This is a genomic window from Burkholderia sp. MSMB2157WGS (assembly GCF_001532755.1).
In the GTDB taxonomy this organism is placed as follows: Bacteria; Pseudomonadota; Gammaproteobacteria; order Burkholderiales; family Burkholderiaceae; genus Burkholderia.
In genome coordinates this window covers 1-15,549 of record NZ_LPJG01000021.1, presented here as the reverse complement: position 1 = coordinate 15,549, position 15,549 = coordinate 1, and the positions used below count along the sequence as shown (strand labels likewise).

Below are 15,549 nucleotides of genomic sequence, written 5' to 3'. Positions count from 1 at the left end.
GCCTCACGGGTTGACGAGCAGCGACGACGTATTGCCGATCTGCTTCTCGACGTGCCGCAGCGCGCCGGTGCGCGCATCCATCACGACGAGGTCGGAGGTCGCCGTCAGCCCGTAGAACAGCGGCTTGTCGTCCTCGCTGACCTGGATCGACACGAGCGGATCGACCTTCTGCTGTGCAAGATCCCAGCGCGCGACGCGCTGCTTCGACTTCAGGTCATACACCCACACCTGCGTGCCGGGATCCTTGTGCGAGCCGTCGGCGCCCTTGTGCATCAGCACGTAATAACGGTTCTGCTTCGCGTGCACGGCCGTCTGCTGCATGCCGCCCGGGCGCCAGCCTTCCGCGCGCTCGGCGTCCGTCAACAGCGGCCACGGCTTGCCGAACGCCGGCTTGTCGCCGCTGAAATCGGCACTGCGCACGTTGCCGCCGTAGGTGGTGAACAGATAGCCGCCCTGGTACCGCGACGCGTTCACGAACGCCGGATCCTTGTCGACGTCGATGAACGCGTCCGACATCGTGCGCTTCGTTTCCTTGCCGTTCGCGTCGAGCGTGACGGTCAGCGCCTTGCCGCTTTCGCACAGCGCGGTGAAACGGTCGTTGCCCGACGGATACGCGAGCACGCACGCGGCCATGTCGATCTCCGACAGCACCCGCTTCGAGACGGCGTCGATCACCGTCACCGATGCGGCCGGCGTGATGTTCGCGACGTACAGCCGCTTGCCGTCGGCGCTGAACGCGGTGTTGTACGGCGACGGCACGTGCTGCGCATGCTTCGCCGGAATCACGATCTCGCCCGCGTGATCGAGGGTCGCGTTGTCGATCATCTCGACGACGTCGGTACGCGTGCCGTGCGAGCCTCGCGAGAAGTAGGTCGTCGCGACGAAGCTGGTCTTGCGGTCGGGCGAGATCGCGAAGCCGGGGGCGAAGCCGCCGTCGATCTGGCCGAGCAGTTTCTTCGCATCGGCGTCGTATACGTAGATGCGCCCGTCGGTCATCGACGGCATCGAAATGTCGACGATGTAGAGCGCGTGCGGATGCCACGGCGGCATTTTCTGCACGACCAGTTCTTCGGGTTTTTCCGCCGCGTTCGCGCCGCCGGCCCATGCCGCCGCCAACGCCAGCGTCGCCGCGAGCGCCGCGGTTCGCCGCCTTGTCCTCATGCCGCCTCCAGTGGGGGTTCACGTGATGTGGAGCGACTGTAGTTCGACAATAAAGCCGATCGGCACCCGGACCGGCAACGCGTGCGTGCCGATTCGGGATATTGGAAATGCGCGTGAAAGCCACGCGGGCGCGCGCCTTCCGACCCTCCGAAGCGCGCGCGGAATAGCGCTCCTCCGTATTGCGCCGACCGCCCGGTCGGTTTAGTCTTGCGCGGTCCGAACGATCGCCGGAGGCGCCATGCGTGTGTTACATCAGAGGTTCGACGACGCAGACCGGCATGCCGCGGCGCTGCGCGGCTGGGATCAGCGTTACGACCAGATCGGGGCCGGCCCGTATCGCAGCGTGGTCAAACACGCGGTGCTCGACGGCGTGCAACTGTTCCAGGAAACGGCGAACGTGCGCATCATCCAGCGCGGATGCTTGCCGCCCGGCCATACGGTATTCGGGATGCCTCTCGCCGGCTCGGGCGCCTTCGCCTTCGGCAATGCGCGCGTCGAGCCCGGTACGATCGTGATGGCGCGCGGCGGCGTACCGTTCGAACTCCATTCGCCCGACGACATGTCGATGATCGGCGTGGTCGTCGAACCCGAGTTGATGCAGCAGATCGAAGATGCCGCCGGCGTCCGGCTGGACGCACGCGCGCTGCGACGCGGCGTGGTCGAGGTGCCGGTCGCCGCGCGCGAGCGTGCGAGCGTGCAACTCGCCACGCTGCTCGAACGCGTGCTGTCGGCGCCCGATACGTTCGACGCGGCACGCGTGCAGCGCGCGATGCGCGCCGACATCGGCAACGTGCTGGTCGATCTCATGACCTACCGGATACCCGAGCCGCCGCACCGGCTCACGCACGCGTGCCACGCCGACATCGTGCGCCGCGTGCACGACTACGTGATCGACCACCCGGAAGCACCCGTCGACATCCTGAGCCTGTGCACGCAACTGCGCGTCAGCCGGCGCACGATGCAGAACAGTTTTCAATCGGTCGTGCAGACGACGCCGCTCAACTACACGCGCTCGCTGCGCCTCGCGCAGGTGCGACGCCTGCTGCTCGACACGCGGCAATCCGACCTGCCGATCAGCGAGGCGGCCGCACGCTGGGGCTTCATCCATCTCGGGCATTTCGCGAACGCGTACAAGGCCCAGTTCGGCGAATTGCCGTCGACGACCGCGCGCCGGACGGTGCATCGCGCAAAAACGCGCTGAGCGCCCGCAAAACCCGCGATAATCCCGGCTCGAACGTCCGGCGCCCGCGCCGGCCCGCTCGTCGCGACGCGCGGCACGCGCCGATCACCTGCTTGCACCCCACATCCCGATGCCCGAGGATTTCCACTTCCTGTTGCTGCCCGGCTTCTCCGCGCTCGGCTTCATGTCCGCGGTCGAGCCGCTGCGCGTCGCGAACCGCTTTCGCACCGAGCTGTATCGCTGGCACGTGATCAGCCTGGACGGCGCCCCCGTCGCCGCGAGCAACGGCATTCCGGTCGCCGCCGAAGCCGCGTGCGCGGACGTCCCGCAGGTCGATACGGTGTTCGTCGTCGCGGGCTTCGATCCGCTCGTGTGCTACACGCGCACGCTCGGCGACTGGCTGCGCCGCCAGCACCGGCATGGCGCCACGCTGGGCGGCATCGATACGGGCAGCTTCGTGCTCGCGGAAGCCGGGCTGTTCGACGCATCGCAGCCGCTGACGCTGCATTGGGAAGCGCTGGCCGCGTTCCGCGAGCGCTATCCCGGCCTGAACGCGACGCAGGAGCTGTTCGAGATCGACGACCGGCGCATCACGTGCGCGGGCGGCACCGCGTCGATCGACATGATGCTCGACCTGATCGGCCGCCGACACGGCGCCGACCTCGCGGCGGCGATCTCCGAGCAGTTCGTCGTCAGCCGCATCCGGCAGCGCTCGGACAGCCAGCGGCTCGAGATCGCCGCGCGCTACGGCGTGCACAACCGCAAGCTGATCCAGGTGATCGGCACGATGCAACGGCACATGGACACCCCGCTCGGCTCCGACGCGCTCGCGCGGGAAGTCTCGATCACGCGGCGCCAGCTCGAGCGGCTGTTCAGCGCGATGCTGAACGACACGCCGACGCGCTTCTACCTGAACCTGCGCCTCGATCGCGCACGCGAACTGCTGCAGCAGACCGACATGAGCATCACGTCGGTGTGCGTCGCGTGCGGCTTCGAATCGCCGTCGCATTTTTCGCGCACCTATCGCGCGCGATTCGGGATGAGCCCGCGCAGCGACCGGCGGCCGACGCGCTGATCGTCTCGGCTTTTGATCACAATCCGGCGCGGTATTGCGCGTTCCGGCGGCGTTTCCCACCGTTCGCTGAACAATGCCGGCGACTGGTCGACGAACCGAAGCGGTCATCGAAAATAATCTGGAATGTCGTTGAAAATATTCTGTAACATACCAAACAAAGTTAGATAGGCAGCCTAACGACTCGATCGACGGGCTCGACGGACGTCGGGTCACGCAGGCTGCCAACCGATATCCAATATCGATCCGAGGGGTATGACATGACGATGCTCGATTCGCCGTCGCCGCACCTGCCTGCCGTTCGCTTCTCCTCCGCTTCGCCTGCCCGCTTCTTTTCGACCTGACATTTAGGTTTCCTAGTCAGTCGACACCCCAACACCGCTTCGTCGCACCGGTTCCATCGAACCGGCGCGCGGGCCGTGTCGTGCCTGCTCGCCACGAGCGCGCGGGCTTGTCCAACCGTTGAGATGAGGATCACGTATGCAGACATCACGCAAAGCATTGCCGCTCGCCCTGAGTCTCGCGCTCGGTTTCGGCATCGTCGGCGGCACCCTGGCCGATACGAAAGCGCCGAATCCGCAGGCCGCGAGCCTGCGCGAAAGCCTGACGCGCGGCGTCGCGCCGCCGGCCGCGAAGGCCGACACGGCCGCCGGGCAATTCCGCGCGGACGGCGTCGCCGCCACGCTGTACAACCCGGCCTATCGCGTCAAGAAAGCCACCGCGACGCCCGCTGCCACCGCGCGCGACTTCGTCGCGTCGCAAGCGGCGCAGCTCGGGCTCGACGCCGCCGCGCTCGCGAGCCTCGTCGTCACGTCGGAACGCGACGACGCCGACTTCACCGTCGTGCGCCTGCAGCAGCAGGCGGCCGGCTTGCCCGTGTACGGCAGCGACATCGCGGTGACCGTCGCGAAGGACGGCCGCATCCTGTACGTCGCGAGCAACACGATCAGCGGCGTGGTCGCGACGACGCGCAAGTCGCAGGCCGTCGACCAGCAACAGGCGTTCGACCGCGCCCGCGCGTATCTCGGCGCGAGCGGCTTCACGCATCTCGATGCGCAACTCGTCGCGTTCGTCGACAAGGCCGGCACGCATACCGCGTGGAAGGTGCGCGGCCGCCCGCAGGACGGCCCGAAAGGCGACTGGGAACTGCTGATCGATTCGGGCAGCGGCGAAGTGCTGCGCGCCGAGGACAAGGCCTTCTACGCGACCGACGGCACCGGCTTCGTGTTCCGCCCCGATCCGCTGTCGCCGACGAAGAGCAGCTACGGCAGCACGGGCTACAAGGACGGCAACGACGCCGATTCGACGCAGCTCACGGCCGCGCGCGTACGCGTGACGCTGAAGGATCTCGCGCAGTCGGGCACGCGCTACACGCTGACGGGCCCGTACGCGGCATGCGTCGATTTCGATGCGCCGCTCGACAAGGCCTGCCCGTCGCAATCCACGCCCGCGTTCGAATTCACGCGCGGCAACCTGTATTTCGAGGCCGTGAACGCGTACTACCACATCGACACGTTCCTGCGTTACGTGAACCAGACGCTCGGCATCAAGGCGCTGCCGTACCAGTACACGGGCGGCGTGCAGTACGACCCGCACGGCGAATCGGGCGACGACAACTCGTCGTACTCGTCGAGCAGCGGCCGGCTGACCTTCGGGCAGGGTGGCGTCGACGACGCGGAAGACGCGGACGTCGTGATCCACGAGCTCGGCCACGGCATTCACGACTGGATCACCAACGGCGGCCTGTCGCAACAGGAAGGCTTGTCGGAAGGCACCGGCGACTATCTCGCCGCCGCGTACAGCCGCGACTTCAACCAGTGGAGCCCGTCGGATGCGCAGTATCACTGGGTCTACAACTGGGACGGCCACAACGAGTTCTGGGGCGGCCGCGTGACCAACTGGAACGTCGGGCGCACCTATGCGCAGGCGCGCGGCGCGGAGATCCACACGGCCGGCCAGTACTGGGCGTCGTGCAACCTCGTCGCGCGTGACGCGATCGGCGCGCAGGCGATGGACAAGGCGTTCCTGAAGGGGCTGTCGATGACCAACGGCTCGACCAACCAGAAGGCCGCCGCGCAAGCCGTGCTGACGGCCGCATCCGCGCTCGGCTACAGCAGCGCGCAGCTCGCCGCGATCGGCAACGCGTACAACAAGAGCTGCACGTACGGCGTGACCGTCCCGCAGAAGTCGTAACGCCCGCAGCAGGCGGGAGCGCATCGCACGATCTGCGGCGCGCTCCCTTCATCGACATCGACATCGCCATCCTCACGAGATCGAACATGCCTACTCTGAAATCGACCCACCTGAGCGCCGCGCTGGGCGGCATGCTGCTGACCGCCGCCGCGCACGCGGCGCCCGTCTGGATCACGCTCGGCGACACCGCGTTCCGCCAGCTTCAACGTATCGACGCAACCGCAACCGCACAATACAGCACGACCGTCGAAGCCGGCAAGGCGGACGACGGCGCCGCGCGTCGCGAAACCGTTCACGTCGTCGAGATCGACGATTCCCGCCTCGGCGAGCTGGCCCGCGCCGTCCACCGCACGCGCGGCCACGGGCCCGGCTACGTCGTGCACGATTCGTTCGACGACGCGCGGCAGGCGCTCCAGCCGTGGCCTGCGACGCTTGCGAAACAGGCTGCCGCCCCCGCGTACACGGTGTCGAACGTGCCGCAGATCGGCACGTGGGTTCAGCAACTGCAAGCCAGCAACATCGTCGGCACGATCACGTCGCTGTCGGGTTTCACGAACCGCTACTACACGACGTCGCACGGCGTCGCCGCGTCCGACTGGCTCGCGTTGCAGTGGAAGCAACTGGCGGCTTCGCGCGCCGACATCGCCGTCGAACAATTCGCGCACACGGGCTTTCCGCAGAAATCCGTGATCCTGACGATCCGCGGCAGCGATCCGGCCGCGGGCACCGTCGTGCTCGGCGGCCACCTCGATTCGACGGTCGGCCGCACGACGGAAAACACGCGCTCGCCCGGCGCCGACGACGATGCGTCGGGCATCGCCAGCCTGACCGAGGCGCTGCGCGTGCTGCTCGCGAACGGCTACCGGCCGAAACGGACGATCAAGTTCGTCGGATATGCGGCCGAGGAAGCCGGGTTGCTCGGCTCGAAGGCGATCGCAAAGCAGTTCCGCACGCAGAATGCGAACGTGGTCGGCGTGCTGCAGCTCGACATGACGAACTACAAGGGCGATCCGAAGGATATCTACCTGATCACCGACTACACGAACGCGGCGCAAAACGCCTACCTGACGAACCTGGCGAAGACCTACCTGCCGGAGCTTGCGATCGGCACGTCGCAGTGCGGGTACGCATGCTCGGATCACGCGTCGTGGAATGCGCAGGGGTATCCGGCATCGTTCCCGTTCGAGGCCGACCAGAACGACAGCCCGTACATCCATACGGCGAACGACACGCTGGAAAACTCGGATCGGCAAGCGAACCATGCGCTGAAGTTCGGCAAGCTGGCGCTTGCCTATGCGGTCGATCTCGGCGGCATGGCCGGCGCGACGGTCAAGCGCTGAGCGTTCCGCGTCGAGCGGCTCGCATGTTCGCAGCGAAACGGGCGCTCACCCGCACGGGTGCGCCCGTTCGAATGCCTTTTCTCCGTCCGGCTAGAATCGTCGTTCGACCACTCGCCACACGCTTTCCCACCATGACCGAACCCACCCGCTCCATCGACGACCTGTCGCCCGCCCGCGTCACGACCGCGTTCGATCTACCCGGCCATACGACCGTCCGCTCGCTCGGCGTCGCACAGGGCATCGTCGTGCGCTCGCGCTCGATCGTCGGCTCGTTCGGCGCGTCGCTGCAGACGATCTTCGGCGGCAACATCACGCTCTACACGTCGCTGTGCGAAAAGGCGCGCGAGCACGCGTTCGACAAGATGCTTGCCGATGCGCGCAAGCTCGGCGCGAACGCGATCGTCGCGATGCGCTACGACTCGACCGAGATCGGCTCGGGCGTGACCGAGGTCATCTGCTACGGCACGGCCGTGCGCGTCACGCAGGATGCGTGACGTGTGATGCGCGTCACGCGTCGCGTTCGAGCGACTTCATGTGCGTGAGCTGCGGAAACAGCCGCATCCACGCGAGCGCGACGGCGATCGTCGCCGCGCCGCCGACGACGATCGCGGCCGGCGCGCCCCACCACGCGGCCGTCACGCCCGACTCGAATTCGCCGAGCTGGTTCGACGTGCCGATGAACAGCGAATTGACCGCGCTCACGCGGCCGAGCATGTCGTCGGGCGTGCGCAGTTGCACGAGCGACAGGCGCACGACGACGCTCACGACATCCGATGCGCCAAGCGCCGCCAGCGCGACCAGCGACAACGCAAAGTGCCGCGACACCCCGAACACGATCGTCGCGATGCCGAACGCGATCACGCCGCCGAACATCGCGCGGCCCGGCCGGCCCTTCAACGGGAAGCGCGTGAGCCACAGCGTGCCCGCGAGCGCGCCGACCGCCGGCGCCGCGCGCAATGCGCCGAGCCCCCACGGGCCGACCTGCAGGATGTCGCGCGCGTAGATCGGCAGCAGCGCGGTCGCGCCGCCGAACAGCACGGCGAACAGATCGAGCGACAGCGCACCGAGAATCGCCGGTTCGCGCCGGATGAACGCGATGCCCGAAAACACCGAGTGCAGTGTGACCGGCTCGCGGGCCGGTGGCGCGCCGCGCAGCGGGATCGTGCCGCTCAGCATCGCCGCGATCGCGAAGGCCGCCACGCTCGTGCCGAACGCGACGGGTGCGCCGACACCATAGAGCAACCCGCCGAACGCGGGACCGAGAATCTGCGCGGCCTGGTTGGCGGACGTCGACAGCGCGGTCGCGCGCGGCAAATCGGTGCGCAGCACGACGGCCGGCAGCAGCGACGACACCGACGGCGACTCGAACGCGCGAGCCGTGCCGACGATCGCCGCGAGCGCATACACGGCCGGCGCGGCCAGCCACCCTTGCACCGCGCCGAGCAGGAACACGCCGGCGGCCAGTGCCTCGACGCCCTGGCAGATCGTCGCGATGCGCCGGCGGTCGTAGCGGTCGGCCACCTGCCCGACGACCAGCGTCAGCGCGAACATCGGCACGAACTGCGCGAGGCCGACCAGACCGAGCGCGAACGCGCTGTGCGTGAGCGCATACACGTACCAGCCGATCGCGACCGACAGGATCTGGAAGGCCAGCGACGACATCACGCGCGTGCCCCAGAAACGCCGGAACGGCGCGTGGCGAAACAGGTTGGCGGGTAACGGGGATAACGGACTGGAATCGGGCACGGGGGTGGTCATCGGGTTCTCGGCAGTTGGCGGTGCGCCCCGCAACCGTTCGGGAAACGACGACGCACGCGGGTGCGCGCGGCAACGGGGCGGACGCGGCCAAACCGCGATGATATGCCAACCGCCGAGAACCGGCCGGGCGCCGGCCGCGCGTGCCGTCGAGCCGGCGCCTCGCACAAAAAAAAAGCGCGAACCGCGGTTCGCGCCAAAGAGAGACCTCGCTGAAGACGTCACACCAAGCCGCCACTCCGCTCAGAACGAATGCCGCATCCCGATCCGCACGTCGGCCTGCGTCTGCGTCGTCGACGGCGTGAAGCTGTAGCCGATCACCGCATCGACGCCCTGCGACGCGCGCAGGTAGTCGCCGGAGATGTACACGTCCGTGCGCTTCGACAGCAGATAATGCAGGCCCGCCGTGCCCTGGTTCCAGTGATGGCCCTCGAAGCGCGTGTGCTGGTAGCCCGCGATGAAGCTCAGCGCCGGCGTGAACTGGTACAGGCCGCCGCCTTCGTACACCTGCATGTGCGACGACTGGCCGAAGCCCTTGATCGTCGTGTACGAGTAGTTGGCGTCGAGCGTCAGCTTGCCGATCGTGTAGCTCGTGCCGATGCCGAACGTGCCCTGGCTGTCGACGTCCATCGGCGTGTTCGCGAACAGGTCGGTGCGCGCGCCGGTCGCCGGATCGACCGTGACGGTCTGCTGGCCGAGGAACGTATGCGTGCCGATCATCGCGTAGGGGTCGAACGCGTAGATGCCGTTCGGATTGTTCAGGCGCGTGTACGCGGCGCCGATCGAGAAGTCGCCCTTCGTGAAGCTCGCGCCCGCGCTCCATGCGCTGTTGCGATGGAAGTTGCCCGCGACGTTGCCGAACGAGTACATCGCGCCGAACTTGAAGCCGCTCATGTCGCTCGACAGGAACTTCACCGAATTCGGCAGGCGGTCGCCGTTGAAACGGTCGAAGTCGCCCTGGTGGATCGCATAGCCGCTGCCCCACGCCGAAATGTTGTAGATCGACACGAGTTCGTTCGTGATGTCGAGCTGGTTGCCGAACGACAGCGTGCCCCAGTCGTTTTGCAGGCCCACGTACGCCTGCCGGCCGAATTCGGCGCCGCCGAAGCCGAGTTGCCCGTTGCCGAGATGGAAGCCGCTCTCGAGCGCGAACACGGCCTTCAGGCCGCCGCCCAGGTCCTCGGTGCCCTTGAGGCCGAAGCGGTTTCCGTAGGCGACGCCGTCGTCGAACTTGACCACGTGCGACCCGCCCGTGTTGTTCACGTACGTGATGCCGGCGTCGAGAATCCCGTACAGCGTCACGCTGCTCTGCGCGTGCCCGATGGCGGGAATACAGGCCGCGCATGCAAGCGCGGCGGCTACGGCGACTTTCTTTTGCTTCATTGTCGACCACCCTCCCTGAACCGTTCGATGGAAAGAACCGTGGCCCGGCGCGTGCCGCGATACGCCGGCTGATTCGAATTCGGTACGTCTGCTGGCTCCGGCATTTCGTTTTCCGCAATAACGCAGCCATTGGCGAAAAATACAAACCCATATTTCGCGTCACCCGTCTGAAGGCGACACTAAATGGTCACGATGCGACGGGTCGGGAAAACACGTAGACGAGCGGCACGGTAAAAACCGGCCGCCCCGGAGAGGGAAATCAACGACCGTCGAGGGCCGCACGCACCGCCGGCAGGCCCGGCGCGCCGGTCGCCGTCGTCACGCCGTCGAGCCAGCCGGCGACCAGCGCCGGCTCGGCCTTCAGCGCATGCTGCGCCGCGAGCGCGGGCGACGTCTTGTGGTCGAGCATGTCGGCGATCATCCGGTTCTCGACGTCGACGGAGAACGTCATCTGCCGGAACAGCCGCGCGAGGTTCGTGCACTGGCCGGCGAACCCGGCACGCGTGACCGTGTTGACCGTCGCGCCGCCGTAGTTCGGGCCGAAGTACGCATCGCCGCCCGACAGATACGTCAGACGGAACTTCGTGTTCATCAGATGCGGCTCCCACGCGAGAAACACGATCCAGCGCTTGTCGCGCACCGCCCGCTCGACCTGCGTGAGCATGCCCGTCTCGCTCGATTCGACGAGCGACCAGTTCGCGGACCCGAGCGCGTGGTCGGACAGCATCCGCTTGATGTTCTGGTTCGCGGGCGCGCCGGGCTCGATCCCGTAGATCTTGCCGCCGAAGCGGTCCGCGTAGCGCGCGAGATCGGCGAACGTATGCACGCCGGCGGCGGCCACGTAGTCGGGCACCGCGAGCGTGAACTTCGCGCCGCTCAGGTTCGCGTGCAGCACGTCGATCGACTTCTCGTCGACGAACGGCTTCACGAGCGGCGCCTGCGCGGGCATCCAGTTGCCGAGGAACACGTCGACCTGCCCTTTCTTCAACCCCTGGTACGTGATCGGCACCGACAGGTTCGCCACGTCCTGCCGGTAGCCGAGCGCCTTCAGCACGACACCCGCCATCGCATTCGTCGCGTCGATGTCGGTCCAGCCGGGCGCCGCCATCCTGACGTCGCCGCACGTCTGCGGATCGGCGGCATACGCGGGCTGCGTCGCCACCCCGCACGCGGCGGCCGCGGCGAGCGCCGCGCCGATCCTTCGGATTGCTGCATTGCCTTGCCGTTTCATGGTTCGCTTCCTCCGTCGTTCTTCAATGATCGCGATGCGGTGCGCTCAGCGCCCGACGCGCGGAAAACGCGCCATCGCTTCGAGCGTGTCGAGTTCGATGTGATTGCGCATGTAGCGCTGGCTCGCGTCGGTGAACGGCTGCCAGTCCCACGCCTGAATGCGGCCCTGCGTCGTCGCCGCGTAATGGAAGCGCCGGCGCCGCTGGCTCGCGCGCACCTGACGGTCCAGTTCGGGCAGGTTCCAGCGCTGCGCGGCCTCCGCGCGGAACGCGGCGAGCACGTCGGCGGCTTCCGGCCGCCCGGCGAGGTTCGTCAGTTCGCGCGGGTCGTCCGACAGGTTGTAAAGCTGGTCTGGATCGGCCGGGCAATGCACGTATTTCCAGTCGCCGCGGCGGATCATCACGATCGGCGCGAGCGCGCCTTCCGCGAGGTATTCGCCGAGCGCGACATCGTGCGCGGGCGTGCCGTTCAGGTGCGCCACGAGGCTCGCGCCGTCGACCGGGTCCGGCCAGCCGCCGGCGGGCGCGGCGCCGGCCAGCTCGACGAGCGTCGGCAGCAGGTCGACGTGCGACACGGGCCCGCGCACGCGCGCGGCGTCGAAGCGGCCCGGCGCATGGACGATCAGCGGCACGCGGCAGCCGCCTTCGAAGAACGTCATCTTGTACCAGAGCCCGCGCTCGCCGAGCATGTCGCCGTGGTCGGACGTGACGATCACGATCGTGTCGTCGGCGAACCCGCATTGCTCGAGCGCGGCCAGCACGCTGCCGAACTGCGTGTCCACGTAGGACGTCGCGCCATAATACGCGCGGCGTGCGGCGCGGATCTGCGCATCGGTCGGCGGCGTACGGTCGTTCTCGCAGACGAAACGCAGCCGCTGCGAATGCGGATCGCTTGCGGCCGCATCGAGCCGCACGGCCGGCATGTCGATTTCGTCGTCGTCGTAGCGATCCCAGTATTCGCGCGTGATCGCATACGGATCGTGCGGATGGGTCAGCGACACGACCATGCAGAACGGCCGCGCATCGCGGCCGGCCGCGCGCTCGCGCGCGACGTCGTACAGCTTCTGCTTCGCCGCGAACGTCACTTCGTCGTCGAAATCGAGCTGGTTCGTGCGCACGCACGGGCCGGCGTCGAGCACCGAGCTCATGTTGTGATACCAGCTCGGCCGCTCGGTCGGTTGGTCCCAGTCCGGCACCCAACCGAAATCCGCCGGATAGATGTCGGTCGTGAGGCGTTCCTCGAAGCCGTGCAGTTGGTCGGGCCCGCAGAAATGCATCTTGCCGGACAGCATCGTCCGGTAGCCGCCCGCGCGCAGGTAGTGCGCGAACGTCAGCGTTTGCGCGGGCAATTCGGCGGCGTTATCGTAGGCGCCGATTCCCGACGGCAGCTTGCCGGTCAGTAGCGAGAAGCGCGACGGCGCGCACAGCGGGCTCGCGCAGTACGCGGCGTCGAACACCACGCCTTCGGCGGCGAGCCGGTCGAGCGTCGGCGTGCGGGCGACGCGGTTGCCGTACGCCGGCAGCGCGAACGGCGTGAGCTGGTCGGCCATCAGGATCAGGATGTTGGGTGTCGGGTTCGTCATCGGCGGTCGTGGGGAAAGCGGTGTTCGAATGGAACGTCTCGCCGCCCGGGCAGCGAGACGTCCGGCATGACGGAGACGGTCCGCAGAAACTGCCGCGCGCAAGGGCCGCGCTGGCTAGAATCGGGGAGTGCGTTGCGCGGCGGCGCGCGAAGTGCCTGTGCCGTACCGTCCGCTGCACTATCGCCCGCCCGAATTCGCGCGGGTAGGCGTCCGGCCCTTATGGGGCCATTAGAGGGACTTATGTCGAAATCCGAACCGTTACCGTCGATGCAGGCGCTGCGCGCGTTCGAATCGGCCGCCCGGCTCGCGAGCTTCACGGCCGCCGCGCGCGAGCTCGGCTCGACGCAGCCGGCCGTGAGCCAGCAGGTGTATCAGCTCGAAGCCGAACTCGGCGTACCGCTGTTCGAACGCAGCCCGCGCGGCGTCACGCTGACGGCCGACGGCCAGTGCCTGTACGAAGCCGTGCGGCTCAGCCTCGACACGCTGCGCGGCGCGACCGCGACGCTGCGCGCGCGCCGCGAGCACGGCGCGCTCACGATCGTCACCGATTTCGGCTTCGCGACCTACTGGCTGATGCCGCGCCTGGCCGGGCTCAAGCGCGTGATGCCGGACGTCGACGTACGCGTCGTCACGTCGCAGGACTACGACGCCCAGCGCGACCACGGCGACATCGCGATCCTGTTCGGCGACGGCCACTGGCCGTCGTGCACGGCCGCGCGGCTGTTTCCGGAATCCGTCACGCCCGTCTGCTCGCCCGCGTTCCGCGACGCGCACCCGGGCGTCGCGCGGCCCGAGCACCTGCTCGCGCTGCCGCTGCTGCACGTGCAGCCGACGCGCCCCGAGCGCTGGCTGTCGTGGTCGGGCTGGTTCGACGCGCACGGGCTCGAACCGCCGCCCGCCGCCCGCGGCGTGACCTTCAACAGCTATGCGCTCGTGATCCATGCGGCGCTGCTCGGCGAAGGCGTCGCGCTCGGCTGGTCGCCGCTCGTCGACGAGCTCGTCGGGGCCGGCCAGCTCGTGAAGCTGGTCGACGCGCCCGTCGTCACGCCGCGCGGCTACTTCCTGGTGCGCCCGCCGCAGCGGCCCGAGCCGGATGCGACCCACGTGTTCCGGCGCTGGCTGCTCGACGCATGCGCGGCGGCCTGAGGCCGCGCGCCCGCCCCGGCCCCAGCCCCCGAGCCGCTGGCGCACCGATACCAGCCACACGGCGGGTTGGTTCTATCCGCGCCGATATCGTCCTGATTTACTTGAGCCTCCCGCTACCCGCGCGGCGCGGCGCTTCGTGCGCCGCCGCGCGGCCGTGCGCCCCTGCCATCCGAGGAGTCTCATGACCGCCGAGCACCGCCCCGATCAATTCGTCCTGACACTGTCGTGCCCGAGCGCGGCCGGCCAGGTCGCCGCCGTCGTCGGCTTTCTCGACCGCCATCGCTGCTACGTCGATGCGCTGAACGTGTTCGACGACGATCTCAGCAACCGCTTCTTCGTGCGCTGCGTCTTTCATCCGACGGATGAGACGCTGCAGATCGACGCGCTGCGTCAGGAATTCGCGCCGATCGCGGCCGGACTCGGCGGCCACGACGGCGCCATCCAGTGGGCGATCCACGACGTCAACGCGCGGCCGAAGGTGCTGATCATGGTGTCGAAGCTCGAGCACTGCCTCGCGGATCTGCTGTTCCGCTGGCGGATGGGCGAGCTGAAGATGGACATCGTCGGCATCGTGTCGAACCATCCCGACTTCGAGCCGCTCGCCGCGCAGCACGGGCTGCCGTTCCGGCACTTCCCGATCACGGCCGAGACCAAGGCGCAGCAGGAAGCGCAATGGCTCGACTTCTTCGAATCGAGCGGCGCCGAGCTCGTGATCCTCGCACGCTACATGCAGGTGCTGTCGCAGGAGACGAGCGCGAAGCTCGCGAACCGCGCGATCAACATCCATCATTCGTTCCTGCCCGGCTTCAAGGGCGCGAAGCCGTATCACCAGGCACATGCGCGCGGCGTGAAGCTGATCGGCGCGACCGCGCACTTCGTGACCGACGATCTCGACGAAGGCCCGATCATCGAGCAGGTCGTCGAGCGTGTCGATCATGCGCTGCGGCCCGAGCAATTGCTCGCGGTGGGACGAGACGTCGAAAGCCTCACGCTCGCGCGTGCGGTGAAGGCGTTCATCGAGCGGCGGGTGTTTTTGAACGGCGATCGGACGGTGGTGTTTTCGTAAGCGGGTCGCAGCCGCACTCGAACGCGACGGAAACGAACGAGGCCCGACCGGTAAACCGGTCGAGCCTCTTTTGTCGTCGTGTTGCGACGGCGCTTCACGCGACGGCCCCGCGTATGCTCTACGAAGCCATCACGTGCTGCGACACGCACGCATTAACGCGTCACTTCACCCACGCGAAGTAATACGACAACCAGATCGTCAGCCCTGCACCGACCAGCGCCGCATACGGCATCAGGTTCAGCCACATCGCGCGCTTCGGCACTTCCAGTTCCATGTCGCGCTGCATCTGCGCGGGAAAGCGGCCGCGATCCTGCCAGTAGTGGCGATAGAGGAACACCGGCACGATCAGCAGCATCGCGATCAACCCGTTGCGCAGCGTGCCTTCGCCTTGCAGGTTCGCGCCCGCGCCGACGTAGACGAGGTTCGCATAGCCGCAGATCG

Annotated in this window: 12 protein-coding genes and 1 pseudogene; 7 read left to right on the top strand and 6 right to left on the bottom strand. The window is 67.8% G+C overall.

What is annotated here, in order from left to right:
• Positions 1 to 3: 3 nt before the first annotated feature.
• Positions 4 to 1,161: an amine dehydrogenase large subunit gene (locus WT53_RS13600; RefSeq protein ID WP_034204282.1), complete on the bottom strand. Its 1,158-nt coding sequence runs from the start codon at positions 1,159 to 1,161 to the stop codon at positions 4 to 6.
• Between the two features lie 238 nt (positions 1,162 to 1,399).
• On the opposite strand from WT53_RS13600, the gene WT53_RS13595 reads away from it, so the two are divergent.
• The 5 genes from WT53_RS13595 (at position 1,400) to WT53_RS13575 (ending at position 7,440) form a co-directional block, all read left to right on the top strand.
• Positions 1,400 to 2,362, top strand: coding sequence for a helix-turn-helix domain-containing protein (locus WT53_RS13595; RefSeq protein WP_034204281.1), 963 nt, complete (start codon positions 1,400 to 1,402; stop codon positions 2,360 to 2,362).
• Between the two features lie 109 nt (positions 2,363 to 2,471).
• Positions 2,472 to 3,416, top strand: a complete 945-nt coding sequence (locus WT53_RS13590; RefSeq protein WP_034204280.1) for a GlxA family transcriptional regulator — start codon at positions 2,472 to 2,474, stop codon at positions 3,414 to 3,416.
• Positions 3,417 to 3,893: 477 nt separating this feature from the next.
• The gene (locus WT53_RS13585) at positions 3,894 to 5,606 is read left to right on the top strand and encodes a M36 family metallopeptidase (protein ID WP_034204279.1); all 1,713 of its coding nucleotides are present in this window, start codon (positions 3,894 to 3,896) and stop codon (positions 5,604 to 5,606) included.
• A gap of 86 nt (positions 5,607 to 5,692) precedes the next feature.
• Positions 5,693 to 6,946: a M20/M25/M40 family metallo-hydrolase gene (locus tag WT53_RS13580; RefSeq protein WP_034204278.1), complete on the top strand. Its 1,254-nt coding sequence runs from the start codon at positions 5,693 to 5,695 to the stop codon at positions 6,944 to 6,946.
• Positions 6,947 to 7,077: 131 nt separating this feature from the next.
• A complete protein-coding gene (locus tag WT53_RS13575; RefSeq protein WP_034204277.1) occupies positions 7,078 to 7,440 on the top strand; it encodes a YbjQ family protein in 363 nt (120 codons plus the stop codon).
• 13 nt (positions 7,441 to 7,453) lie between these two features.
• Here the strand turns inward: WT53_RS13575 and WT53_RS13570 are convergent, their stop codons facing one another.
• The 4 genes from WT53_RS13570 to betC form a co-directional block, all read right to left on the bottom strand.
• Positions 7,454 to 8,704, bottom strand: a complete 1,251-nt coding sequence (locus tag WT53_RS13570) for an MFS transporter (protein ID WP_034204276.1) — start codon at positions 8,702 to 8,704, stop codon at positions 7,454 to 7,456.
• A 240-nt stretch (positions 8,705 to 8,944) separates the two neighbouring features.
• Positions 8,945 to 10,084, bottom strand: coding sequence for a porin (locus tag WT53_RS13565; RefSeq protein WP_034204275.1), 1,140 nt, complete (start codon positions 10,082 to 10,084; stop codon positions 8,945 to 8,947).
• 259 nt (positions 10,085 to 10,343) lie between these two features.
• On the bottom strand, positions 10,344 to 11,315 hold the full coding sequence (gene choX, locus WT53_RS13560; RefSeq protein WP_034204274.1) for a choline ABC transporter substrate-binding protein: 972 nt from the start codon (positions 11,313 to 11,315) through the stop codon (positions 10,344 to 10,346).
• 45 nt (positions 11,316 to 11,360) lie between these two features.
• Positions 11,361 to 12,896 carry a choline-sulfatase gene (gene betC, locus WT53_RS13555; protein WP_034204273.1) on the bottom strand — a complete coding sequence of 512 codons (1,536 nt, stop codon included), beginning with the start codon at positions 12,894 to 12,896 and terminating at the stop codon, positions 11,361 to 11,363.
• A 240-nt stretch (positions 12,897 to 13,136) separates the two neighbouring features.
• Here betC and WT53_RS13550 point away from each other — a divergent pair, with 240 nt between their 5' ends.
• Positions 13,137 to 14,042: a LysR family transcriptional regulator gene (locus tag WT53_RS13550; protein WP_034204272.1), complete on the top strand. Its 906-nt coding sequence runs from the start codon at positions 13,137 to 13,139 to the stop codon at positions 14,040 to 14,042.
• A 181-nt stretch (positions 14,043 to 14,223) separates the two neighbouring features.
• Positions 14,224 to 15,108 (top strand): formyltetrahydrofolate deformylase, encoded by an 885-nt coding sequence (gene purU / locus WT53_RS13545; protein ID WP_034204271.1) that lies wholly within the window; start codon positions 14,224 to 14,226, stop codon positions 15,106 to 15,108.
• A gap of 160 nt (positions 15,109 to 15,268) precedes the next feature.
• Here purU and WT53_RS13540 read toward each other — a convergent pair.
• Positions 15,269 to 15,549, bottom strand: a pseudogene (locus tag WT53_RS13540) (amino acid permease); the annotation flags it as partial.